Source organism: Paenibacillus sp. Dod16, assembly GCF_049893405.1.
In the GTDB taxonomy this organism is placed as follows: domain Bacteria; phylum Bacillota; class Bacilli; order Paenibacillales; family Paenibacillaceae; genus Paenibacillus_AQ.
In genome coordinates this window covers 56,509-79,924 of sequence record NZ_JBNDYG010000035.1, presented here as the reverse complement: position 1 = coordinate 79,924, position 23,416 = coordinate 56,509, and the positions used below count along the sequence as shown (strand labels likewise).

General features: G+C 40.7%; 36 protein-coding genes. 29 read left to right on the top strand and 7 right to left on the bottom strand.

Going from position 1 to position 23,416, the window contains the following annotated elements; genetic code table 11:
* The first annotated feature begins 9 nt into the window (after positions 1-9).
* From ACPV3A_RS24385 to ACPV3A_RS24335, 11 genes are all read left to right on the top strand, one after another.
* A complete protein-coding gene (locus ACPV3A_RS24385) occupies positions 10-1,866 on the top strand; it encodes a DUF6382 domain-containing protein (protein ID WP_426201744.1) in 1,857 nt (618 codons plus the stop codon).
* 267 nt (positions 1,867-2,133) lie between these two features.
* Positions 2,134-2,319, top strand: a complete 186-nt coding sequence (locus tag ACPV3A_RS24380) for a hypothetical protein (protein WP_076324645.1) — start codon at positions 2,134-2,136, stop codon at positions 2,317-2,319.
* Positions 2,320-2,486: 167 nt separating this feature from the next.
* Positions 2,487-3,374, top strand: a complete 888-nt coding sequence (locus ACPV3A_RS24375) for a helix-turn-helix domain-containing protein (RefSeq protein ID WP_426201742.1) — start codon at positions 2,487-2,489, stop codon at positions 3,372-3,374.
* Between the two features lie 167 nt (positions 3,375-3,541).
* Positions 3,542-3,925, top strand: coding sequence for a hypothetical protein (locus ACPV3A_RS24370; protein WP_426201741.1), 384 nt, complete (start codon positions 3,542-3,544; stop codon positions 3,923-3,925).
* 36 nt (positions 3,926-3,961) lie between these two features.
* Positions 3,962-4,435, top strand: a complete 474-nt coding sequence (locus tag ACPV3A_RS24365; protein WP_426201739.1) for a hypothetical protein — start codon at positions 3,962-3,964, stop codon at positions 4,433-4,435.
* Positions 4,436-4,458: 23 nt separating this feature from the next.
* Complete coding sequence (locus ACPV3A_RS24360) at positions 4,459-4,761, top strand: hypothetical protein (RefSeq protein ID WP_426201737.1); 303 nt, start codon at positions 4,459-4,461, stop codon at positions 4,759-4,761.
* A 189-nt stretch (positions 4,762-4,950) separates the two neighbouring features.
* On the top strand, positions 4,951-5,832 hold the full coding sequence (locus ACPV3A_RS24355; protein WP_426201735.1) for a DUF2971 domain-containing protein: 882 nt from the start codon (positions 4,951-4,953) through the stop codon (positions 5,830-5,832).
* A 300-nt stretch (positions 5,833-6,132) separates the two neighbouring features.
* A complete protein-coding gene (locus ACPV3A_RS24350; RefSeq protein ID WP_426201734.1) occupies positions 6,133-6,723 on the top strand; it encodes a hypothetical protein in 591 nt (196 codons plus the stop codon).
* A gap of 111 nt (positions 6,724-6,834) precedes the next feature.
* A complete protein-coding gene (locus ACPV3A_RS24345; RefSeq protein ID WP_426201732.1) occupies positions 6,835-7,197 on the top strand; it encodes a hypothetical protein in 363 nt (120 codons plus the stop codon).
* A gap of 22 nt (positions 7,198-7,219) precedes the next feature.
* On the top strand, positions 7,220-7,969 hold the full coding sequence (locus ACPV3A_RS24340) for a hypothetical protein (protein ID WP_426201730.1): 750 nt from the start codon (positions 7,220-7,222) through the stop codon (positions 7,967-7,969).
* A gap of 48 nt (positions 7,970-8,017) precedes the next feature.
* Positions 8,018-8,344, top strand: a complete 327-nt coding sequence (locus ACPV3A_RS24335; RefSeq protein ID WP_426201728.1) for a hypothetical protein — start codon at positions 8,018-8,020, stop codon at positions 8,342-8,344.
* Positions 8,345-8,606: 262 nt separating this feature from the next.
* On the opposite strand, the gene ACPV3A_RS24330 is transcribed toward ACPV3A_RS24335, so the two are convergent.
* From ACPV3A_RS24330 to ACPV3A_RS24300, 7 genes are all read right to left on the bottom strand, one after another.
* Positions 8,607-8,834 carry a helix-turn-helix domain-containing protein gene (locus ACPV3A_RS24330; protein ID WP_426201726.1) on the bottom strand — a complete coding sequence of 76 codons (228 nt, stop codon included), beginning with the start codon at positions 8,832-8,834 and terminating at the stop codon, positions 8,607-8,609.
* A 502-nt stretch (positions 8,835-9,336) separates the two neighbouring features.
* Positions 9,337-10,080, bottom strand: coding sequence for a hypothetical protein (locus tag ACPV3A_RS24325; RefSeq protein WP_426201724.1), 744 nt, complete (start codon positions 10,078-10,080; stop codon positions 9,337-9,339).
* A 362-nt stretch (positions 10,081-10,442) separates the two neighbouring features.
* Positions 10,443-10,916 carry a DUF2621 domain-containing protein gene (locus ACPV3A_RS24320; protein WP_216530670.1) on the bottom strand — a complete coding sequence of 158 codons (474 nt, stop codon included), beginning with the start codon at positions 10,914-10,916 and terminating at the stop codon, positions 10,443-10,445.
* A 158-nt stretch (positions 10,917-11,074) separates the two neighbouring features.
* On the bottom strand, positions 11,075-12,268 hold the full coding sequence (locus ACPV3A_RS24315) for a tyrosine-type recombinase/integrase (RefSeq protein ID WP_280756415.1): 1,194 nt from the start codon (positions 12,266-12,268) through the stop codon (positions 11,075-11,077).
* 27 nt (positions 12,269-12,295) lie between these two features.
* Positions 12,296-12,484 carry a hypothetical protein gene (locus ACPV3A_RS24310; RefSeq protein ID WP_280756414.1) on the bottom strand — a complete coding sequence of 63 codons (189 nt, stop codon included), beginning with the start codon at positions 12,482-12,484 and terminating at the stop codon, positions 12,296-12,298.
* Positions 12,485-12,572: 88 nt separating this feature from the next.
* The gene (locus tag ACPV3A_RS24305) at positions 12,573-13,052 is read right to left on the bottom strand and encodes an ImmA/IrrE family metallo-endopeptidase (protein WP_280756413.1); all 480 of its coding nucleotides are present in this window, start codon (positions 13,050-13,052) and stop codon (positions 12,573-12,575) included.
* Positions 13,053-13,062: 10 nt separating this feature from the next.
* Positions 13,063-13,386, bottom strand: coding sequence for a helix-turn-helix transcriptional regulator (locus tag ACPV3A_RS24300; protein ID WP_426201721.1), 324 nt, complete (start codon positions 13,384-13,386; stop codon positions 13,063-13,065).
* Positions 13,387-13,534: 148 nt separating this feature from the next.
* Here ACPV3A_RS24300 and ACPV3A_RS24295 point away from each other — a divergent pair, with 148 nt between their 5' ends.
* The 18 genes from ACPV3A_RS24295 to ACPV3A_RS24210 all read left to right on the top strand — a co-directional run bounded on the left by ACPV3A_RS24295 (position 13,535) and on the right by ACPV3A_RS24210 (position 23,392).
* Positions 13,535-13,759: a helix-turn-helix transcriptional regulator gene (locus tag ACPV3A_RS24295; RefSeq protein WP_280756411.1), complete on the top strand. Its 225-nt coding sequence runs from the start codon at positions 13,535-13,537 to the stop codon at positions 13,757-13,759.
* 56 nt (positions 13,760-13,815) lie between these two features.
* The gene (locus ACPV3A_RS24290; RefSeq protein WP_280756410.1) at positions 13,816-14,013 is read left to right on the top strand and encodes a helix-turn-helix domain-containing protein; all 198 of its coding nucleotides are present in this window, start codon (positions 13,816-13,818) and stop codon (positions 14,011-14,013) included.
* Positions 14,014-14,064: 51 nt separating this feature from the next.
* On the top strand, positions 14,065-14,877 hold the full coding sequence (locus ACPV3A_RS24285) for a phage antirepressor KilAC domain-containing protein (RefSeq protein WP_280756409.1): 813 nt from the start codon (positions 14,065-14,067) through the stop codon (positions 14,875-14,877).
* 88 nt (positions 14,878-14,965) lie between these two features.
* Positions 14,966-15,931, top strand: a complete 966-nt coding sequence (locus ACPV3A_RS24280; RefSeq protein WP_280756408.1) for a hypothetical protein — start codon at positions 14,966-14,968, stop codon at positions 15,929-15,931.
* Positions 15,921-16,379 carry a helix-turn-helix domain-containing protein gene (locus ACPV3A_RS24275; protein ID WP_426201718.1) on the top strand — a complete coding sequence of 153 codons (459 nt, stop codon included), beginning with the start codon at positions 15,921-15,923 and terminating at the stop codon, positions 16,377-16,379. Before ACPV3A_RS24280 ends, ACPV3A_RS24275 begins: the two co-directional genes overlap by 11 nt.
* Positions 16,380-16,474: 95 nt before the next feature.
* Complete coding sequence (locus ACPV3A_RS24270; RefSeq protein WP_280756423.1) at positions 16,475-16,879, top strand: hypothetical protein; 405 nt, start codon at positions 16,475-16,477, stop codon at positions 16,877-16,879.
* Positions 16,876-17,172 (top strand): pyruvate-formate lyase-activating enzyme, encoded by a 297-nt coding sequence (locus ACPV3A_RS24265; RefSeq protein ID WP_280756424.1) that lies wholly within the window; start codon positions 16,876-16,878, stop codon positions 17,170-17,172. The genes ACPV3A_RS24270 and ACPV3A_RS24265 overlap by 4 nt, the downstream gene beginning before the upstream one ends.
* Before the next feature lie 15 nt (positions 17,173-17,187).
* On the top strand, positions 17,188-18,141 hold the full coding sequence (locus ACPV3A_RS24260) for a hypothetical protein (protein ID WP_280756425.1): 954 nt from the start codon (positions 17,188-17,190) through the stop codon (positions 18,139-18,141).
* On the top strand, positions 18,071-18,388 hold the full coding sequence (locus tag ACPV3A_RS24255) for a replicative helicase loader/inhibitor (protein ID WP_426201716.1): 318 nt from the start codon (positions 18,071-18,073) through the stop codon (positions 18,386-18,388). Before ACPV3A_RS24260 ends, ACPV3A_RS24255 begins: the two co-directional genes overlap by 71 nt.
* Positions 18,381-19,691 carry a replicative DNA helicase gene (dnaB, locus tag ACPV3A_RS24250; RefSeq protein ID WP_426201714.1) on the top strand — a complete coding sequence of 437 codons (1,311 nt, stop codon included), beginning with the start codon at positions 18,381-18,383 and terminating at the stop codon, positions 19,689-19,691. Before ACPV3A_RS24255 ends, dnaB begins: the two co-directional genes overlap by 8 nt.
* A 13-nt stretch (positions 19,692-19,704) precedes the next feature.
* Entirely contained in the window at positions 19,705-20,088 is a 384-nt protein-coding gene (locus tag ACPV3A_RS24245) for a hypothetical protein (RefSeq protein WP_426201712.1), read from the top strand.
* Positions 20,072-20,506, top strand: coding sequence for a hypothetical protein (locus tag ACPV3A_RS24240; protein ID WP_426201710.1), 435 nt, complete (start codon positions 20,072-20,074; stop codon positions 20,504-20,506). Before ACPV3A_RS24245 ends, ACPV3A_RS24240 begins: the two co-directional genes overlap by 17 nt.
* A 6-nt stretch (positions 20,507-20,512) precedes the next feature.
* Positions 20,513-21,127: an HNH endonuclease gene (locus ACPV3A_RS24235; RefSeq protein WP_426201709.1), complete on the top strand. Its 615-nt coding sequence runs from the start codon at positions 20,513-20,515 to the stop codon at positions 21,125-21,127.
* Positions 21,128-21,142: 15 nt separating this feature from the next.
* A complete protein-coding gene (locus ACPV3A_RS24230) occupies positions 21,143-21,562 on the top strand; it encodes a hypothetical protein (protein WP_280755848.1) in 420 nt (139 codons plus the stop codon).
* Entirely contained in the window at positions 21,559-21,804 is a 246-nt protein-coding gene (locus ACPV3A_RS24225) for a hypothetical protein (protein ID WP_280755849.1), read from the top strand. The genes ACPV3A_RS24230 and ACPV3A_RS24225 overlap by 4 nt, the downstream gene beginning before the upstream one ends.
* Positions 21,801-21,998, top strand: a complete 198-nt coding sequence (locus ACPV3A_RS24220; protein ID WP_280755850.1) for a hypothetical protein — start codon at positions 21,801-21,803, stop codon at positions 21,996-21,998. Before ACPV3A_RS24225 ends, ACPV3A_RS24220 begins: the two co-directional genes overlap by 4 nt.
* Before the next feature lie 14 nt (positions 21,999-22,012).
* The gene (locus tag ACPV3A_RS24215) at positions 22,013-22,390 is read left to right on the top strand and encodes a hypothetical protein (RefSeq protein WP_280755851.1); all 378 of its coding nucleotides are present in this window, start codon (positions 22,013-22,015) and stop codon (positions 22,388-22,390) included.
* Between the two features lie 648 nt (positions 22,391-23,038).
* Positions 23,039-23,392: an HNH endonuclease signature motif containing protein gene (locus ACPV3A_RS24210; RefSeq protein WP_426201706.1), complete on the top strand. Its 354-nt coding sequence runs from the start codon at positions 23,039-23,041 to the stop codon at positions 23,390-23,392.
* Positions 23,393-23,416 lie beyond the last annotated feature (24 nt).

Genomic DNA, 23,416 nt, shown 5'->3' with positions numbered 1-23,416 from the left:
GGGGAGCTTATGCTCGGATTAAAGGCGGATTTTATGCAGAACGGTGGAACCATTATGGTGCTGGACCGGGCTGAAGGAATCCAATCATCAGAACTTAATCATGTACAGCTGGGAATGATCCGTTCGTCGAGAATCCCTCATTTCTTGAAGCTGCATATGAAAGAAGTCGATTATAAGGTAACGCTGGAATATGATATTACCGGCAAAAAAATGCTGTCTCAAACGTTAAAGAGCGAGCGCATGACACTGACTGAATATTTTGGATTGCTGCTTCAGATCGTCACGGCTCTGGAGGACAGCAAGTTGTATATGCTTCAACCGGACAATTATATTTTGCATGAGGATTATCTGTTTATTGAAGGTTCCCTGCATCTTGGCACTTTATATTTAACTTATGTTCCCGTTGCAGCTACCGAAGTAAGCGGCACTCGTCTTCCGCTTATGCTCAAGGAACTAATGACAAGGTTGCTCGCATCGGTGACGGAGCTAAAAGGGGGAGGGATACAGGCACTGATGTCGTTCTGCAGCGAACAGAGCTTCAATCTACCGGGCCTTAAGAAGCTTGTGATTGAACTGTTAGCAGGAGAGGGTGAAGACCATCGTACTGTAACTCAAGCAAATGCAGCAGTGCCTTTAGGTTTGAATCAAGGATCGCCCTATACCGATAGTCAATCAAGCAACATGGGCTCCAGGCCTTCATTCGCATTTGCAGAACCGACTCGTGGACGGACAGCAGTGCCACAGACGGAGAATGACATCTACACAGATAAACAGAGTTTAATTCAAGGTCTGAAGGAACGTACAAATGAGATGTTCGGGAAGAGGGGCAAGAGCGAGGAAATGAATTCTCATGCGGGTCGAAGCCCATTGGGTTCCACTCCTTCGTGGCTGCCCGATACGGATGACACAAATTCAGAAGCTTCGGACAATGACAAAGCCTCGCCGGTTCGCACCTATATTATGTTAGGATGTTTGCTCGCCGCAGCGGGAGCTTGGAGATTGCTTTACATGAATCAGCCTGCTCCACTGATGCTGGGGTTGTCGGTAGGGATTACGATTCTGCTTGCTGCGGTAACCTGGCTTGGCTGGACAGGTAAACTCCAGCTGCTCTCACGGAGATCCGGCGATTGGTCCGGTTCCTTGCCCATGTTCGAGTCAACAGAGCTTAGTCCGCAGGAGCATTCCAAGTGGAAGTCTGTCCCGCGTTTTCAGGCGGACCCTTTATCGGGTCTTCTTGGGGATAACTCGGAAACAGACGCTGGAAAAGCAGAAGCAGGGCTTGAGGAGGGGAAAGAGAATTGGAGATGGCGGACCCCTAAATCTCCATTCAACTCCGAGAGAGATCACCATTCAGGGGGATATTCCGCACAATCTCCGCAGGGCCATGCTTATTCGCGTTCATCTGAGGCAGAAGCTGCGGCCGCGGATCCATATGGGGAAGAGGGGGATTATTATGCCCAGTTGTCCCAACGGACGGAAGTGCTTTCGTTCCCTGGAGGTGAGGGAGCTACCGTCTTGCTAAGTCCGGATGCAACAGCCCGTCCAGCCGTGCAGCATTCAGCAGGTGCTTACCTCGAGCTAAACGAACCGAATGCAGCCGCCCCGCAGCGGATTGAACTATATCAGCCCCATTTCATCATCGGCCGATCCCCTGACGTAGCCCAATTCATCGCACAGGGTGTGGGGACTTCACGGGCGCATGTCGAACTTTCGCGCGAAGGCGGAGATTACGTCCTGAAGGATCTGGGTTCGAGAAATGGTACGGTGTTGAAAGGGGAATCCATGGTGCCTTATAAAGAATATCCTCTGATGGATGGAGATAACTTTATTATTGCTGGATGGTCGTTTACCATGCGAAGGGGATAATATTAATACGGGATATTATAGTAGAAGTAAGATTTGCGTAGCTATTATTCTATGTAGTTTGGAGAAAAGTTGGATTATTGCAGAAAACCAAATGGGTTCCTTGGTTTATGGGAATTCTTTTGGTTTTTTCTTTTTTGTATGTATTTAGAAACATTTGGTATGATGCTAAGGTAAAATATACCTGCTAACTAATAGGGATAAGTTTGCATGTTCCAGAGGGGGTAACATTTTTATAGGAATGGTCGTGTGTATAAGGAGGGCTTTGCTATGTCTGAAGATCTAAATAGAGAAATATTGAAAGAGCTAAAAGAAATCAATAATAAACTAGACACCTTGAACTCGTCAAAAGGAATATCCGGAACTCTAAAAGTGATTGCCCTGATATTCGGGTTTTTAGTGATAGGACCTTTGCTTGTAGGGATAATGGTGTATCTATTTAATTTAACTGGCTAAGATCTCCTCTATATTCAGGGCGTAGGGACTTCACGGGCACATGTTCAGCTTGGCGCTAAAGCGGAGGATATGTAGTGAAGGCTCTGGGTTCGAGAAACGGTGCGGTGTTAAGGGGGAGTCCATGGTCCCTTATAAAGAATACCCTATGATGGGGGATGTCTTTATTAATGCTGGTTGTTTACCCTGCGCAAGGGTTTATACTGATATGGGATAATATAGTAGAAGAAAGAGATTTGGCTATTTCCGAAGCCAATATTCAAGGGGAAATACTTACTTGTATAGATATGATTCAAATTATGTTTTTAGAAGATAATAAGATTGTATCTAATTATAAGGAAGCTAATAGATTTAAAATAATGTCAGTTATACCCGACTTGAGTTATTCCCAAGAGCTAATAGGAGAGATTGCAGTTGAAAGACTGAGTGAAATTTATAAGGATATAATGAAAAAAATAGAGTCACCTGCCCTTATGGCAGAAATACTTGGAATAGAGGCAACTACGAATGAAACAGTTCTGATTCAAGAATTTTTAAGACAATATTGGGATCTTTGGGGAGCTTCGAAAGAAGAGGCAGAAATCATTTTTAATGGGTTTAGAAAAAAACTCATAAAAATTGCAGAAAAAACTAAAGGCGCTACACTTGATGTTTGCGGGGAATGGTTACTTGATACGCCTAATGATGATGTAGAATCAATGGAAATGAAGATAGATGTAAGTGAGCAACCTAGAGAAATGACCAATGCCCAAAAAATTGGTGCTAAGCTTCGTTACTATCGAAAGAAGAAAGGGTTAACGGGTGAGCAGGTTGCTAAATATCTTAATGTCAGCAGAATGACTATAAGTAGCTATGAGACTGGATCAAGAGAGCCTAATTTTGAAACAATAATTTTACTTTCCAAACTATACGATATGTCTGTAGATAACCTATTAGGGATAAATGGGATATCAAATGGATCTGAAACCTATGCTTGGATCTCTGACCTGTTATCAGCTAGTCCTGAAAAACAAGAAGTCGTGAAAAAGGTATGGGAAGCTATACGAGTTATGAAATAATACAATACTTATCTGAGAGGTTTATGCTATGTATAATGATTTTCAAACTAAAACGATTGATTTAATTAAAGTCTTTTTTAATTTTTTCTCTCCAATTAATATTTGTATTACAAAGTCATCTGATAAACCCAGAAAAATTGATTAATTGTGGTGGAGCATACTGCAAAATGGAGAGTGGAAATTTTTATGTTTATATTCATGAAGACTTGAGAGCTATAGTTGATCCAAATGTATTTAGAACAGGGATAGAATATCGATTGAAAACATTCTTTTACTCTCTGGATGTTCCAATCACAAAAGAATCAATATTTCTCTTTTCGCTGTTGCATGAACTGGGACATCTAGACACATTTGAAAAATTGCATTTAGCTGGGTCTCCTGAACTCTATTTAGAAATGTCTAAACACCGATTTAAGAATGAAATAGCAGATATATGGGAGCAGAACAATCAAATCCAATTCGAACAGTATTTTAATATCATTGAAGCACAAGCTGATATTTTTGCTATGACCAATTTTCCTGAATTTTGGGGATTAGTAGAACCAATATAATTATCAAATAAAACAATTCACTTATCAGGAGTAGAGATGAAAAAGAAAATTATTGGCGGAATTATAGCCGCTTTAATTATTTTGACTTTATTACAAGTCCCCAATTACCTCAGATACAAGATAGAGTCGGCCTTGGGCAATCCCCAAACTTATTTTTATGGAATTAACATGGGTATTATGCTTAATGATGTTGGAGGGGGATATGACGAAGAAATCAATCTGGATGAACTGTCCAATGTAAGCATCGATCTCACTAAGTATAGTGACGATAAGGTGGATATATTTCTCTACGGTAGATATGTGAACAGTGCTGATCCTCTAGTTGTATTTCTAAATGATAAAATAATTTATAACGGGCAACCACAAAGTACTATGTCAGACTTCTATGCGAGTGATTATATTAAGAAACACTTTGTTGTTAAGCTCACTGAATCAATACGAAAAGGCGAAAATAAACTGCTAGTATCTACAGGAAGTGCGAACGAAAACTATAATATAACCATAAAATGAGTCATTCATAAGGGGAGAAAAGTATGGTTGATCGTGGTAAAGCAACATTATTTAAAGAACAAATTAATGATCTATTGTCCCACGATTGGAAGATTCACTACAATCCGGAAACAGATACCACCACAATTATAAATGAAGTGGGAAAAGAAATTAGTCCATCAACTCTTGGCTTTGTCGGTAGTGAGCTATTGGACTATATCAATCGCAGAGAAGAGGATAAATTTGGGAAAAAAAGAAAAACTCCTTTAGATGAGTTCTCCAAAAAGCGCTTTGGTATTCAGGACTACGTATTAATTGAGGAAGCAGAGGACTTAAATCAATTCTAGAGGCGTATCATGATCAAAATGGCTTATTCATGTTAGAAAAATTTACTGTACTTCCTCAAAACAACTTGAAATATACCGAGTTTGATGTCTGCTTAACAGTTGATGAAGCTGAGAAAATATTAGTTTCGCTGCAAAGATTTGTTGAAAAGAACAAGCGATAAAATAGCCTTTCATAAGGAGTTGGACTTTGTGGAAGAATTTGATGTCGAAAAATACAGAAAAGAAAATCCAATGGACTACTTAAAAGTCATGGATATATTAAATGAGCATCATGATAACCCATTTATATTTGAAATCATGTTTAAGATTACAAGGCTACATATCCCTAAACTACTATACAAATACTATTCATTAGCTGATAACGATCCATTTAATGAGGTTAAGTTCAGTACACTTCTTGATAAGAAGATTTATATTTCTGATCTCGAATCATTTAACGATCCTTTTGATGGAAGAGCATTTTTTTATCGTAGTGAGGAATTACTTAAATATGAATCTTTAAAAAGTTGGAATGGAAAACCAATTGATGATTTTGCATCTTATGTTCGGCTTGCGTCATTTACAAAGGTAGGAATCAATAATATGCCTATGTGGGCACATTATTCAAATAATCATAGAGGGTATTGTGTAGAGTACGACACAACACTTCAGGAAAACCTGTACCTTAAAGCTTCTATGTTTCCAGTTCAGTATGTTGATAAACGCATCGATATTACTCCAATTATGGATACAATCATGTCTGAACTCGAGAGATTAAAGGAAAAAGCCCTTAGGGAAGGCACTAAAAGGATACATCTTGATAATATGATTCTTCCGCTTATTGGCATATTTTATAACTGTATTAAACACCCAAGTTGGAGTTATGAAGAAGAAATTCGTTATATAACATCCTCAACAAACGATTATTACGTAAATGCTATTCCTTCTGCAATATATATAGGAGAAAAGTGTAATAATGTAAACAAGAGTCGGTTGTTAGATATTGCAAATGAGTTAAGAATACCCGCATATCAAATGGGTCTAAGCAAATATTCCTTAGAGTATGAGTTTGAACCTAAATTAATTAGCTAGATCTTAATAAACGAATCTTTCAACGGCAGTGAAAACAAATGGATATGTTATCTGAAATCAGATCCTTAATATTCTAAATGCTAAATGAAGTAAAAATTTATCCTGAAGTGCCAGAATACTAACCTGCAAATAACACTGAGTAACAGACATGACGGGTTAACGATAAAAGAAGCATTCAAGATATTAGATTTAACCTGAGTAGTCTTAAACTAGAATCAACTGCGGTACAAGATAGAAATAAATTAGGATTTATAAATCATCTAAAATAACTATTTCTTCAGAAATGAGATGAATTTTTGTATGAGTCTAATTAGTGTAATTGCAAAAGAAAATTATTGCTGTGTCATGTCTGATGGAAGAGTAGTGGACCAGGTAACGAAAGAAGTTATACAAGAAGATTTCCAGAAATTTATAAATCACAATAATCGTTCTTTTATTGCCTATGCTGGTGGAAAAGACATTATAGACATGCTTGTGAATAATATTGAAATTAAAACTAACGAATTTGATTTATGGCTAGCGACATTTCAACAGACCTTCCAAGAATTAGAACTTCGTGAATTATACAATATCGATCCCTTAAGGTATAAAGTGTTACTTTTATTTGGTGGAAGGAACGAAAAGAACGAGATCGAACTATATTCGATTAGTTCAATTACTGGAGATGTTCAGCATTATCTCCCAAAAGATGATCAGGTAGCCGTTACTTTTTTATGTAGTGGCAACGTTGCAAATCACTCAGATATCATGGAATTCATGGGGGCTAATCTTAGGTCTTTGGGTCATAGGACACCAAGCGATGCGCTTAGTATTATGAAATTAACGAATACTTATGTTTCAAATATTGATTGGTCTGTTGGAAAGAAGACTTACCGCATGGTTATAAAATGACTGATTTATAAAGAAATTTTGAAGAGAAGAGGTTATTATGGAATGATCGCAACATGCCACTCATGGCATGCGTAGAATGAAATATAACTTACAGAACAGGTGGGGCTAATATTGATATACAATTATGCTGAGAAAAGTTTTAACTGGGATCAAAGAAGTAATATTTGGGCATCTATTCGTTCAGATTTTGAGGCTGACTTGATCTTAAAACGTGCTAAATCTTCTGTAGAATCAGTTTTAGCTTTACACCCTAAGGATATTGTTAGTGAAGATGAGGCAGTGATTGAAGAGGCATTAGGAAAGCTAGAAATTGCGATTAGAAGAATTGAAGATTCACCAAATTTATTCACCTTCAATGATGAAGTGAAATCAGAATTCAAGTCTTCTTATAATGAACTGTGTGAGAAGTTCGCACCTGATTACTCAAAGACGAATTTCTTGGTAAATTACGATAAAATGGCTATTTCTTATTGAGATTTATACTAAGGGGACTAATATGAATTTTCAAATTCCTATAGACTGGGGTTCATATTTTATTTCAGTACCACTAATATTAGCAGCCATGTGGGCTGGAATAAGGTTGTTCGCAAAATCATTTATGAACCAACAGTTTAATAAATTGCTTGAAACACATAAACATGAACTACAAATGTTAATGGAAAACAATAAATTTGACCTGCAAAGAAAAATGCTTGATTTTAATTTATTTACGACTAAAAAACACGAAGTGTATACTAAATTGTATAATTTATTTTTGGTTGCCGAGGGTAGGGCAAGGGGCATAGGGGGAATTGGAGACGATCCATTTATCAGAAAATATGGTCGATCAGAAATTGAGGAATACTTAAAAAGTTTGAATATGCCAAGTGCTGATATACAAAGCTTCGTAGGCAATTGGACCCCAGAAAATGCCCCCCAAATTGTGGACCACATAGTTGACTATTTGCAAAAGTTAGAGGTTAGAAAGGCCATTGAGTGTCATCAAGAAGCCAAGAATTTCTCAATATCCTCTGGATTATATTTATCGGATAATGTTGCAGTAATTTCTAAAGAGTTGTCAAAAAATTTAGGGTCATTCTGCAATGATCTCAATATAATTTACAATTTTAATTTGCTTCAACCTGATAGGGAAAGTATAGCAGAAGAAATGAGAGTTAAAGAAAAAAAGATTGGGGAACTAATCGCTTCTTTGAAGTATGAGATGCAACAAGAATTATCAATAGGATATTACAAAATTTTAGAATAAGAGCTTTTGTATGAAAGGCTTTCATCAGAAAACTAGGGAGGTAAAATTATGGCTTTGATGACATCATTTAAATTACCGTGTGGGTCTAAAAATTTTTATCCGGAAGTGATCGATTATCTAACTAGAAAGGGATCGTATGTAATTTTTCAAACTCTATCCGATAAAACTAATACCGCATATCTTATCTCCCCAAGAAAAAAGGGATGTGAAGTGGTTGCTAAAGGTGTTATTTTAGACATAGTCGGACTATATGGAGAGTTGGATTTAATTGAAGAAGAGGTAAGCGATTCTAACGGAGTTTTCTTCTATAAGGTTGCCAATAATCAAGAAGAATATGAAAAGTCAATTTCAAATTTAGTTCCAGATCAAATATAGATATTGTATATGTAAAGTAGCTGTAAAGTAAAAAGACCCTCCTGTTATGGGAGGCCACTGAAAAAGCCGCTCTTCTAAAAATAATAAAATATCAGAAAAAAACGAGCCTCTAGAATCGCTTCTAAGGCTCGTTTCGTATTTATGGAGACATTTTTGATCCCCCTAATTTCTTGATTTTTTCAAAAACATTAGTTTTTCAGTGGCCCCCTGTTATGGGAGAGTCTTTTTTTATCTTAGTCGTCATTCCACTATAATACTACCCTTAATCATGATGATTACTCGTAATAAATCGAACTTCAAATAGTTCGTTTGGAGTGACATCAAAGTAAGCACATAGTTTTGCAATAAGAGAAGCGGGAATCCTTTTGTTCTCCATTTCTTTATTGTGTATAAGTTCATTTATTGTACTTCTACGATGATCAATGTCCTTGGACAGTTTTAGGCCAGAGACTTCATGCTTATCACCTTTGATGGAGATGACTTGAAACATTCCCGCTTCTTCAGCCGACTCACTAGTTTACCAATCCAAGTTAAATTTAAAGAATATATTAAACGCCTCCTTAGAGGTTAGTAATTTTTCGTAAAGGGTTAACTTGCTCTATTGCGAAGGGGAATGTAAAATGGTCGCCATAGGTTTATAGCCGATAGTAGATATTAATCATATTGAAGAGTGATAGGTGAATTCTGGATCTTGTTAGAAACCAAAGCACTAGAAAAAAGGGATCACCGATTGATGATCCCTTTCTAGTAAAATCTAGTTTGATCTTTTGAATAAATATGAAGCGATCTCAGAAGTGAAATATCCAACCAAATATGTCCCAAGAATGATTAGCTGAACATACAGTATACCTTTCGATGATAAGCCCCAACTCTTAAATAAATTAGGAATCCAAAATATACAAACCATAGCTAAAATAATCAAAATGAGAACCGGAAGAGTACGTAATAGTGCCTTCATAGTTGACTCCCTTATTCTTAGTCTTCATCATAACTTAGAAGCATTTTGTTGGCAGCTCACGTGGCCAGAAGAAATGCATAAGTATATTTTTTACTGTTGTTTTTCCTACTTCATCACCAACAGTAAGACAAACTATGGATCTTACCAGGTCACGTTCGTACATTTCAAATGTGACGGACATGTCCTCATCTCTTACTATTTGATAAGCAGTAAGAATCAGTCCGGTTACAATTGCAGTAATTGCAGCAGCAAAGCCTGCTGTTATTATAGCTTTATATGCTAGTATGCCAAATAAAGCACCCACAGCAGCTACTCCTAATCCTAAAATATAGCTTGCATCACCAGCAGCTATATAAACCTTATAGCCAAACCCCTTGACTGCACTCCATATTTTTTCAATTTTACTTCCTTTCCAAAACCCATCCTGGACACCGATGGCCCCCAGTGCACGAGCAGAATCAGCACTATCTATTGCTTCCTCAAGGTTCTTCTCAAATTGGAAATATGTTCTTTCTACAACAACAGATTCATTATTATTTGCTAGAAGAGCGAGATTATCCTCACTATTTATAATAATTGTTGAAGAAACTGTAGCATAATGAGTGTTACCGTCATTATTATTTTTCACTTCAACAACCGACATTCCATTCTCGGCATTAGTGTAGACAACTGTAGATTCACAATCACATTCTTCGGATTGAGCATACGCCGGGGCAACAACTGAAAACAACAAAATCAAGGATAAGAATAGACTAATCATTTTCTTATTTTTAAACAAGGTTAAAACCTCCTATAAAAAGTGATTTATTTGAAATCCGGCCGGATATTCAAATCGTAACACGATCTATATGTAATAATATACCATGAAAACACTTTATATGGAACAAATAATACAATTATCCTTTTGTTTAATATATTTCATACTTATTTATGAATGATGAGACTAAAAAACTATCTAATTAAACATGGTTAATAAATCTGTATGGGATTGTCCAAATCACAAAGTTGTTCAGAACTAATACTATTAATGGGGTTATATGAAAGATGGAGATACAAATGATATGAGGAAAATGAGATGTTAAGGTACACAGAAAGACATCAAAAGCCCCCTTCACTATTATAGAAGGGGGTCAGAAAATATTACTTGTTAATCAAATGCTGATATGGCTTGTAGTCGATTTCCTTCTTCTGGAGGAAATTCATCAGGAATTTGTAATCTCGCTTCGGCGTAGCCACGATGTAACCTTTGATGCAGTGATCCCGGGTTACTTCGTTTGCGCCGGATTCGACGGCGATTTTGCCGATTTCGGCAGCAATGGAGTGTTTGGCGATATCCCGGAACGGTCCCGGAACAGGCTGCACCAGCTCGTCCAGAAATGCTTTGGATTCATCCGTCCACAGCGGGCGGCTTCGTTCTACCCAGTAATTTTGCCAATCGAGCTTTGATTTACCATCGGCTTTGGGAAGCACTTTCAGAAACTTGCGGAACATGAAAAATCCGCCGATGCCCATCAGCCCAAGCATGACCCATCCCCAGAAGGCAATGGAGTTCATGAACCATGACGGCGGCGCACTGGACGACAAATAGCCCATGACGGCCCCTGTGCTCTTCATTTGTATATCACCTCAATGATTATTGTCACATGACACTTTCATGAGAATTATAACGCATTTCTAGATTTATTTCGATAGCCCAGACATAATTAAATCATGTACGGTACTATAGGGATTTCGGAAGTTATGGTGAGGATGTGCCCACGTGTTACCCACACTTATGAATTCATTACCTCTTCGAAACGGTCAGGAACTAGTTTTCGTTGTTGTTCGGTAACGTGTAGATAAATTGTTCTTGTGATTTCGTCGTTCTTATGACCAAGCCTTTCTTGGATTACTGCTAATTCTTCTTTGGCTTCGGCAAGTAGTGAAACATGGGTATGTCTAAGGCTGTGAGGGGTAAGGTTGTCAGGAAGTCCACAGTCTTTCAGGATCTTTTCAAATCGTTTCTGATAGCGACTATAACATGCTGGATATCCGGGAAACCTCAAGCTCCAAAATATAAAATCTGCATCATGTTGTAGTTCACCGTTATTGATTTTACTTTCTCTCCAAGCAAATTGCGCTTTGATGGCTTTGATTACACTTTCACCAATGGTGACCGTGCGGACTGAGCTATCATTTTTCGGGGGACCGAGTACATAGTTTTTTACGGACCCATCGACATACAGATTTTTTTTAACAGAAATAGTTTTTTCCTCTTCATCGAAATCAGATACTTTAAGTGCGAGTAGTTCGCCGATCCTCAAGCCAGTGTAAGCGAGAGTTAAAAAGACGGCATACTCTTGCGGCTTACCGCGGAATCTGATGTATTGAAGTAAGTGCTGTAACTGCTTCTTTTCGAGGAACTTCGGAATTTTAACAACGCCTGATTCTATTTCTTCAAGGGTTGATTTAAAAACAGGTAATGAAGCTTCTTCTGTTGGATCATTGAGTATGATTTTCTTCTTCTTTGCATCTCTAAACATGAAGCTTGCTGCTGAATGATACAGTTTTATTGTTCCTTGCGCAAAATCATCTTTTTTTAGCTTGTTCAAATAAGACTGGTAATCATAACTTGATATTTCTTTAAGCTTTGTATGTTCACCTAAATACTTTTTAAGGCACTTTAACCCATTCTCCCTACTCCGCACAGTCCCCTTTGCCGGTTCGCGTTCTATCTTATAGTCTTCAAGCCACAGTTCAATCCATTGCCCTAATGTGATTGTTTTTTCATCAATTGTTTTTCCTTCAAGGCGCTTTGCTTCAATTTGGATACCGGCAAGGTAAGCTTCTTTTGGAGTCTTGAACGAGGGGGTTTCTTTCTGTTTCCGTGTTTTTTTTCCGTTCACTATTACCGGAACACTGTAGCGATAAGTATACCTTCCGTCCCTTTCCCTAACACCAGGAGGAAGCACTTTCTTTTTGGACATGTTATCTACCTCCCACCCGAATGAGTTTTAATCTTCATTCCACTTGGGTTGAATTTGAAGGGCTGCAAGATAGGCTTCCTGTGCTGTTTCATATGGAGCGGTTTCAATTTGCTTTCGGACTTTCTTTCCATTTTTCATTACCGTATCGGTGTAACGATAGGTGAATTTTCCATTACGCTCCCTGACACCATGAGGTGAAAATTTCATTTTTGACATGTTATCCCTCCTAAAACAAGATCATATGTTTGGTTTTATCATATATTTAAACAGCCCGTTTATAAGCAGGCTGGGAAACATTCAATTGTTATTCAAGCGTTTTAAAAATTCTCAAGGGATCAAAACAAATAATATGGTTGCCAATTTTTTTGCTCTGGCCGTATTTTTCAAGATAATGTTTTATTGATTCATCTATGTATTCTTCGGTAACATCCAAAAAGTCTGCTATTTCAAATCTATTTCTAGCACCTGCTTCACAAGCTTCTATTAACCCCTGAAGAGTCACTAATTTTTCATATCCCCAATTACGGGCGCGTTTTTCTTGTTTGCGGTTGGGTATTCCTTTAACATCCAAGATATTGCCGTAGCTGGTGTAATGATGTCCTAGTTCTTCTGCAAAAATGCAGACCCATTCCGTTTTAGTTGCAATAGCCCCTTTATTCAATGCAATTATATTGTCAAAGTAAAGCCCTTTTAGCTTATTGTTTTTGAATATCACATGGTAGTCTCGTTCCTCTACAACAAGGATTCCTGCTAATTCGGCTTCTTCAAGAAGTTTATCAATCATGCAATACACCTCATTTTCGTCGTGATTTAATGTATTTTGCATATTCCATGATTTCTTTTAATTCTTCCTCGGTGAAATTTTCACCATCGAAATGCGCTGCTATCGTGAAAGGAATATCTTGAGCAAGGTTTTCCATTCCTCCTTCCTCAATAATATTGCTTTTTTTAATATTGAAATGAGTAGCAATTTTTTCAATCGCCCCCATGCGAGGCTCCTTTAAGCCGTTCTCCCATGCGGATACGGCTTTATTAGTAACCCCAGCAATATCAGCTAAGTCTTGTTGAGTAAGATCAAATTTTTCGCGAAGCATTTTTATATTTTCACTGATACCCACCATTACCACTCCATTCTATTTTAAGTAGATTATAATCGACATGTAGATAAAAATCAACTGAAAGGTCTAATTTTGGCCTTTTTGGTGTTGACATTCTACTTTAAGGAGACTAATATGGGTTTATCACCAAAGAAAGGAGGGCGCCAAGGTGCAATTATCTCCTGATCTGAAAAAAGGAATTACCCCTAGGCAGGCAAGATTGCTAAGTGATATGTCCCAAAAACAGATAGCGAATTTGCTTGGAGTTCACAGGCATACTTACATGAAATGGGAACGGAATGCTGACGAGATGCCTGTGGGAAAAGCAAGAGTTTTTTCGGAAATTGTTGGCATGCCGGTTGATGAAATTTTTTTTAGTCGTCATTCTACTTAAAGTAGATATTAAGGACACTTTAAGTGGATTGATTATTAAAAAAGGAGGTAAAAAAAATGAATGCGAGCAATAAAGAGCTTCCAGCAATTTTAACCATTCAAGAAGCGGCGACTCATCTTCGCCGCTGCACGAAAACAGTACGCAACAGAATCAAAGCTGGTAAGTTGAGAAGTTTTAAGGAAGGCCAAGAACATCGTATCCGGCGAGAATGGTTGCTTGAATATGAAGAAAGCCTGATTTCTAAATCGCAATAAGGGGTGACAGGCAAATCACCATATTCAAAAAAACTAGAAAGGAGTAAATAAATGTCTAATATCTATCCAATCGAACAGAAGCTTGTCCCGTTTAATGGCGCTGAACTGCTTGGCGTGAAGGCGAATGACGGCAAGATTTATGTTGGTATTCGGTGGGTTTGCGACGGAATCGGTCTATCAAGAGGTCAAGCTAACAACGAAGTAAATCGAGTCCAAACAGATATTGTACTAAGAGAAGGCGCACGAAATTTCGTGTTACAAAAAATGGGAAATGGTAAAGGTAGCGTCTCTGATGCCCTCACCATCGAACTTGAATCTCTTCCATTGTGGTTGGCTAAAATATCCATCACTCCGAGTATGCAAAGGTATCAACCAGAAGTGACGGAGAAATTGGTCCAGTATCAGTTAAAGGCCAAGAATGTATTGGCATCTGCATTCATTCAATATACTCCTTCTTACCAAATTGACGACCCGATTGCTAGAGCTGAAAGATGGATTGAGGAAACGAAAGAGAAAAAAATGCTAGTCGAAACGATCGAGGAACAAAAGCCATTGGTTTCATTCGCTGAGATATGCATGCAATCGGATGAATCCGTTAAGGTTCGGGATTTGGCACATTCATTAAGCAGTCACGGTTTCAAGATCGGCCAGAACAGACTATTTGATAAACTCCGTGAATGGAAACTGATTTGCCAAAACTCTACGGAGCCCACTCAACGTGCGGTGGAACAGGGATTGTTCGAAGTTGTAACCGGTGTGAAGCAGAAGCCTACTGGTGAACCGTTCACTTGGAGGACGCCATATATTACCGTCAAGGGTCAAGTCTACGTGACTGATCGGCTGAGAAAGGAATACGGAGAATGACACTTCCTGAGCTTGCCCGTCTCTGGTTCAATCACCCGCTGCAACACGCAATCATTATGAAAAATATAATCCGAGGGGAACGAATGAAATGAAGAATATTTTTGAAATCAAGAAACTGGAAACGGAATTGAAAAACTGGACTGAAATCGCTAATAAGCATATCAATCACTTCCAACAAGTGTATACAGCAAACGAAAGCGAAATTTTAAATCTGAATATGAAGATTCTTGATTCCTTCACTTATGCGTTTTATAAGAGAATCCCCAGTGATGAAAGGGAAATGCTGTTGAACGCTGTGACGGATGGTGAACTATCAAAATCCATTGCAAAGAAATTCGAATTAGCCGACGCCATGCCGAAGTACGGACCGATGAACCCTTTTGCGGCTCTTAGGATTTATCACCGCAAGATCACTGCTTTGGTCAGAGAGACAGCAGAGATCAAAAGCGTAGTAAGGGACCTTTTCAAGGAACTGAAAGAAATCGACTTGAAGGCAAGGGAGTTCGAAGCAGCTGGTGTTCAATCAGGCATTCTTTTCAACATCCAAATGAACATACTAGCCTTCCAACAGTCAGTTAAGGAGATTTTGGAGTTGAAAACGAATGCTAATCGAATCGATTTCATGATTTACGTTCGGGCATTAATAGAAGGCCAAAAGACGATTAAACGGGAGGATTTCTTGCAAGTCATTACTTTAAACAAAGATCTTCGTCACTGGGGCGAACCAGTTAAATCGTTTTCCAAAGTGTTTTCTGAAATCCCTGAGGAAATCAGTTGGGAAGAGTTTCAAAATTTGATTTTCGTAGAGAACATCGAGCGTCCGGGAGAAGAATACCTTGCTGATCTATTCATGGAACATGTCTTTATGGTCCGCGAACAATATGAGGAAGCGACCGGAGAGAAGGCTTTTGATGCTTTCGAAATTCTCGAAGAGATCACCGGAAAACCTATGCAGACGTACACGGCAAAATTTGATGAGTATGGCGATGTCATCAGTTTGACACCAAACAAACCAAATTTGAAAGTAGTGGAGGGTGGCGTACATGAGCAATAAAATCTCGATTCAAGAAGCTAGAGAAAAAGCAGGCATGTCATTGGGGGATGCTGCACTAGCAGCGGGCATCACGAAGAAGAAAATGACTTGGTATGAAGAAAATCCGGGGCTTATGGAGTTCGATGAAGCGATAGCATTATGCAAACTATATGGATGCAAGTTTGATGAGGTAGACTTCCGCTCTAAATCTAACAAGGCTGAACCTCACAAGATTTATCTGCCTTACAGACGATTGACCTTCCTGCTGGAAATGAAAAAGAAAATGTCCAACATCATGTTATCAGTCACCGATGATGGTCAATATTCAGAAAGGCATCTTTTGGAAGATCTTATTGATTTGTTAAATGATGTTGGTCACGAAGAGGAAGCAATCATGAACGAACTGGAAGCCGGTATTGTGTCTATAAAAAGCGAAAATCACCTTAACTTGTCTTTGGCGGGACGTTAAGGCGATCTAACAATTAGAGGGTATTCCCTTGGCGTCATTATTACATAACACCAAGAGAACCGTCAAGGGGTGCCCCATTTAGGAGGGTAAAATCCATGAGTTCTGCAACTATGTCAAAAATTGAATTCATCTCTAAAAATAATGAAGCGCTGTATGTAACGCTTATCGAGAATTACGGCTTAACCTTTGCACTTCCATTCCTCAAAGTGATTGATTCCGTTCGCTACCTTACGATGGATGAAAAGATAGAAGCATCAAAGCTCTATTTGGCTAGTGTCGGCCGGATTGTTGAACAGAATTTTGTTCATAGTGACGGTCACACAGTAGAAGTCTCGAGCGGATATAACGACGATATGGGGTTTTTCATTGAGGCAAGATGCTGGGAATGTGACGTATCAGATTGCCACTGCAGCAAAAGCCTTGGCCTTAAGGATGGAAAGCCGGTTGACAGGGTTAGGCGTAATTGGCACGGGCTGAAACGGAAGGTTGTGACTTTATGATGAATAGGGACCAGCTTCTTAAGTCGCATGGGCTTGACATTATGATTGATAACGGTAAACGTCCCGATTCGGACTATAACGGCAGATACCATCATTTAAATGTGAATTGGAAGCCGTTCGTCAACGATCGGGACCTGATGACCAACTTGATATTTGATGCACTGGATTGTGTTGGTATAGAAGAGCGCAGAGATTTCTTTGTACAGATGGCTTGGCGCATCATAGACGGCGGAGATGCCTTGGAACGGCTGCTGTCTGCGGCTTTTGGGCAGCAAGAAATAGCAAAATGTTAATAAGCGGGTGGTGACATGGAAGGGTGGATCAGCCTTCACCGTAAGCTAATGGAAAGTGAGATATGGGAGAAGCCGCCACTTTATATGAAGGTGTGGGTGTTTCTCCTGCTCTCTGCTCAGCACAAACAATATAAAGGTTTGAAGCCTGGGCAGGTTTTAACGTCTATCCCAGAAATCATTGAAGGGGTTTCGTGGATGGTAGGAGCGAGGCGGGAAAGGCCTACGAAAGACCAAGTTTTTCAGGTTTTACAATTTTTACGCGGTAAAGCGATGAAATCGAAACGAAGCCCGGACGAAAGCAACGAAGGGACGCCAATGATCACGACAACGAAAGCAACGCACAAAATACTCGTGACCATATGTAATTACGGGGTTTATCAGGACAGGAATAAGGGCGAAAGCAACGACGAAAGCAACGACAATACACCTACGAACCCGCCGCGAAAGCAACGAGCACCCGACAATATAAACAATAATGATAATAATGACAATAACACTGATATAAAACCTTCTTCTCGAAAACGCAAAACCCGCGTTTACGAAGCGGATGATCGTTATTATCAAATGGCCTTATACCTTCACGGAAAGATTATGGAGCATGCAGCAGCCAATAAGGTTGAACACCTAGTCCGGGATGCGGACATGCAGAAGTGGGCTGATGAATTTAGAAAAATCATAGAGATCAACAAGCGGGATCCTAAAGAGCTTCAAGCAATTATCGATTGGTCTACATCCCATCATTTTTGGAGCAGTAATATTTTGAGCCCTAAAAAGTTGAGAGAAAAGTACCAAGATCTCGGCATCAAGATGGCATCGGAACGGAAGTTACCGCAAAGTAGTGGAAACCGTCAAGAAAGGAATAAGGAATATCTAAATAAACGCATGGGGGAGATTGACCGTGAACAACAAGGAGCTGCTACATCTCCTTTCGATAGTCGTCACAGCCTACCCGACAGTTCAAGTTTCTGAGGAAATGGAAACGCTATGGGGCAGCATGCTTGGTGATGTGAGTTATAAGAGGGCCGCGCAAAACTTAGCCCAGCATATCAAAACTTCGAAATACCCGCCGACCATAGCCGATATCAGGGGGAACATCACCCCCTTATCGGTGGAGAATCTAAGGATACAGACACAGGAGCGGTTTCGTCTAATGGATAACTGGCAGAAAAACGCATGCCCGCGGCCGAGGCTAACGGAGGGAAAGCAACATGATTGATTTCAGTATGGAAGCGGAACAGGCGGTATTAGGCAGTATACTCCTTGATCAGAGCCAAGAGACAGCGGCTAAAGCAGTAGAGCGATTAGAACCCGATTACTGGTCGGAAGCACACCGACCCGTGTTTGAAGCGATATGCGAATTGCAAAGAGAAGGTACTTCAATTGACATCGTAACCCTATCGCAATGGTTATATGATCGGCAACTAACAGGGTACTTCGGCAGCATCGATTACCTAGGAGGATTAGTCGAACAGGTGCCTTCCGTTGCTAATGCCGGTCACTACATGAAAATCGTTGAAACAACAGGTATCAGGCGCAAGGCTCTTGATTCACTGGAAGTACAAAGACGGCTGATAGAAGAAGAGTCGGATCCTCGAAAGGTCGCCGCGCTATTCCAAACGGCTGCCGATGAATTGGGGAGCAAGGTCCGGTCAGATAAGAAGCTAACACGTATACGCGATGTTATGAGGGACCACGAGGACGAATTAGAGGTCCGTAGTCAGTCCCAAGGTATAACTGGTGTACCAACTTGCGGAGCGGACTTAAACAAACTCACAGGAGGCCGACAAAAAGGAGATTTGATCATCGTGGCGGCTCGGCCCAGCATGGGGAAGACGGCATTCATGTTAAATGGGTCCGTAGCTGCGGCAAACGCTGGATTTGCCACTGCTATTTTCAGCCTAGAGATGCCAGCGAGGAAACTTGGTGAAAGAATCATAGCCAACATCGGGAACCTGGACAGCACCCTTTTACGTACAGGGGATCTTGGACCGGATGAATGGCCTAAATATACACAAGCCCGCTCCATTCTGGATGAGATGCCGATTTACATTGATGACACAGCAGGGATCACGATTCAGGAGATTGCATCCAAGGTCAAGCAATTAAAGAAGGTCCATCAAGATTTACATGTTCAGATTGATTATCTACAGCTGATCAATTCCGGAAAAAAATTTCAGAGCCGGGAGCAAGAGGTTTCATACATCAGCAAAACATTGAAGCAGATTGCGCGGGATAATGATTGCCCAATTGAGTGCTTATCTCAGCTCAGCCGCGGAGTGGAGCAGAGACAAGACAAGCGACCGATGATGTCCGACTTGCGGGAATCTGGTTCCATTGAACAGGATGCCGACGAAATTGATTTCCTATACAGAGATGATTATTACAATGCCGAAACGGAGAAAAAGAACATCGTTGAAATCATCGTTGCTAAGGGGCGTAACACCGGAACAGGGTATGCCGAAATGATCTATCTTAAAAATTTTAGCCGCTTTTGCGATCTGCATCGGATTCATTATTGAATGAGGTGATAGCATGGATACTTCTTTTTCCCATAGTGAGGACTCGGAAGAAAATGTGCGTCTCATAATTAGGTATCACAAAATCTTTCTTAGACAACTGGACGGCGCTAATAAAGATGGCCAACTTGACGATTTGACATATCAGAGATTAAAGAATGTAAAATGCACCGCCCAAACTAAACAAGGAATTTATGATCATTTTGACCGGCTCTTTAGGGAGCTGGTCGAACATTACCAAGAACGACTAAGGAAACGAATATATAAAGGCGCTCAAATGCTGGATTCCATGGGTAAGAATCATCCGAATTATCAGAGTTACATGAAACTGTATGATGAGCTATGCGAAGAGCTGAAACGAAGCGAAGAAAGGGGTGCTAGCTTTGGAAATATCGGCTAAAGAAGCAGTCCAGCAGCTCCACGATATTTTTAAATCCGTTAAGGAAAATTACGAACAGAACATTGAAGAAATCTCTTACTGTGATAGCGAATATCTCGATTTGAACCACGCCCTAGAATTCTTTGACGCTGATCAAATAGGGCATTTAGAGTTGGTCAGTCAGTTACAAGAGAATCGCAGACGGAGACGAAAGGCGAAGGATGAAAACGAAAGGCTTCAACCACTCTATGAACTGGTGACCCAAAAGAAGGAACTCGTAAACGAGGTTAACAAGGGGCGTCGTACGATCCAAGGGATCATAAAGACACAGGCGGGCCGGAGGTACACACCGCGGGTCCGCTCGGACCTCCAATCCATTTTCGATGAAGTGAGAGCAGCGAATCAGAATGTCTCAACCCATCAAGAACATGGAGTGTGAGTCACAATGGCATTTGCGAAAAAGAAGAAAGATATAGCCCCTTGGCGGCAAAACATTCTATCGCATCACAAAGGGCGTCCATCCCGTGCGGATCGGGCAGTGTTCCCGGCAAGTGTTGTTAAGGAATTGATCGAGGAAGCGGGTGGGCTTTGCCAGTGCGGCTGCGGCCGACCGGATACGGAAACGCACCATGTCATGCCCCGTACGCGGGACGGCCGCGGTGTCAAAACGAACGGCATGCGAGTGAATGGCATCTGTAATCAACGCTTTCATGCGAACGAGGATGAGTTACAACAATGGATCAACGTCTATACCGAACGATACGGCCCTTATTTCTGGTATGACGATCAAGATTGGGAAGAGTATCGACGGAGAGAGAACGCCGAATTTCAAGCGGCCGAAGCCCAGCGCCTGAAAGATGCACGTTTAGAGCCGGTAATGACATTATTATCATCCGCTGCAGGTAGGAAGCTTAGAGCGAAGGAGAAGCGACTTATTGAATCCCTTCCAGACAAACAAATGAACGTTCTGGCGGATTTGATTGCGGATGTGGTAAACGGTGTGCAACAGGCAGCCGGTTATTACCCAAATCACGGATACGGCCATTATTTCGAGGATTAGGGGGAGTGATTGGGAATGAGTAAAGACAAGCAGAAAATAAAAAAAGGCGACTCGGTAATATTGCGAGACGGATCTATACATGAAATATCAAGCATTCAGGACGTTCATAACCGTTATCAGCTTGTCGGGGTTAGCGGATGGCAGAATGACATCGATTCGTTGGTATTGGTTCAACCGGGTTCAGCATATCGATATTGGCAACTTCAAGCCGCTGCAGCCAAAGAAGAAATAGCCCGTATCAACTGTGACTATTATGCAGACAAGCAGCGTTTTCACAATCAGGCCCGGGAACTGGTAGAAGTGAAAGAGCGTGAGCAGAAGCTAAAAGAAAGGTTAGAGGATATAAAGGAGCAGGCAATGTGGAGTAATAATGAGATTTTCGTCATTGCGCGAAATATATTGGATGTCCTTTATCCGAAGGAGAGGGAGCAATGACCGACGAAACAAAAGCAGAAATCATGGCGTTCTGGCAAAGAATCAAAAAGGTCGTGTATGAGCTGATAAACCGTATTAAAGCCTTCATAAAAAAAATCATTATGGATTTCGTTCATTACTGCTTAGAATACGAGACATTGAAATCAAGGGCGAGGATATACCTGCTGACAAAAAACCGGAGGATAAAGCGCAAGCAATTCAAATGGCTGGTGAAGGCAGTGTTTGGAGGTCGAACGGCGTGAAAGTAAAAGCTCAATCCTATTGGGTCTGGACTGATAAAGCACAAGAGAAGAATCCTAAATACTCAAGGGCAGGCGATCCGATTTGGCCGGATTACAAACATGAAGCGCCGTCTGAATGGGTAGAACAAGGTTTAATCTGTGACGCAGCGGAGGTTGAGAAGGAAGGGCAGGCGGATCTATTTGAGTACATTTAAAAAGGGGTGACCCTATGGGGACGGTGGAGCAAATGGAACTATTCCCGAGAGCTACGGCGGATGAAATCAAATATGTTCGGCAGCAGCTCAAGAAATATCCCGAGATGCGCCGTACAATCGCTGTACTGAATCAGAAGCCCGCTTTAAACGACATCGAGCAGAAGGTATTGGCTAAATACAGGCGCAAGACAGAGGCATTAGAAACAGCCATTCAATGCATACTCGATGACGAGATTAGAGAGATCATGCACTACCGATTTATTGAAAGTCACGAACGGTGGGCGGCAGTATCAAAATGGAGTCGGTTCACTGATCGTTCGTTAGACCGAAAAGTTCGGGATGGTGTAAAGGCCATCGCCGGAACATTGAAACTGACTCATGATATAGATTGAAATCGTGTCTGTTTTACGTCTGTACAGCGTCGCCTTTGTAAATCGGTAACATATTAAAGTAGGGACATAGAGCTAAACGCTCGGGTGTCCCTGCTACCCCTTATCGTCGCAGGACTCGACTGTGCTGAAAAGGGAGCCTTGCGGCAATCTGGAGCGTTTATCGCGGCGGTATGGATGCGGGGAAGGAGGTAAGATCACTCCAAACGCACTCCGCCCGGGCGCGATATAAATACGGGCTTTTAATATGGCCTTCATGGCATTGGTAGGTTCGAATCCTGCAAAGGCCTTTAGAATCGAATAAACTTTCAAAGAATGAGTCGCTATAATGGCGGCTCTTTTCTTTTTGGCCGAAGGGCATCAATGCGACTGAATAATCCCAGGCGTAAGCCGAGGGCCGGATAACAAGGTTTTATTATTTCTCCTGAAAGGGTGACGTACAAGGTGGGGTATTCAGAAATGGTATTTACTCGTGAAGAGTTACATAGTGCAATGGACGCGCTAGATCGGTTAGGGAAGATGTACACCATCGATAAAATCACAAAGAATATAGAAACGGAAAAAGATGAAGAAGATTCATTCCGACTATATCCATCCAAAGAGAAGCATCCGCATTTATTCGATCGTTGGATTATAAGGGAAGTGTAATAAGTGGCGCTGAAAAAGTTCTGCCGTCACACAGGCTGTAAGAAGCTAACCACAACCGGTTACTGTGAAGACCATCCAAAGCAATCCTATGACCGGAAGCGGGGCACATCAGCGGAGCGGGGATATGATCATCATTGGCGGCGAGAGCGAAAGAAGTTCTTGCGTGAGAATCCGCTTTGTATCGACTGTTACGCTTTGGGCAAACTGACACCCGCTACTGATGTTGATCATGAAATACCACATCGCGGCGATAAGAATTTGTTCTGGGATAAAAGCAATTGGCGGGCACGCTGCCATAGTCACCATAGCCAAAAGACGGCGAGAGAAGATGGAGGGTTTGGAAATGGGCAAGAGTAGTAAGCCTCCCACAATTCCCACAAT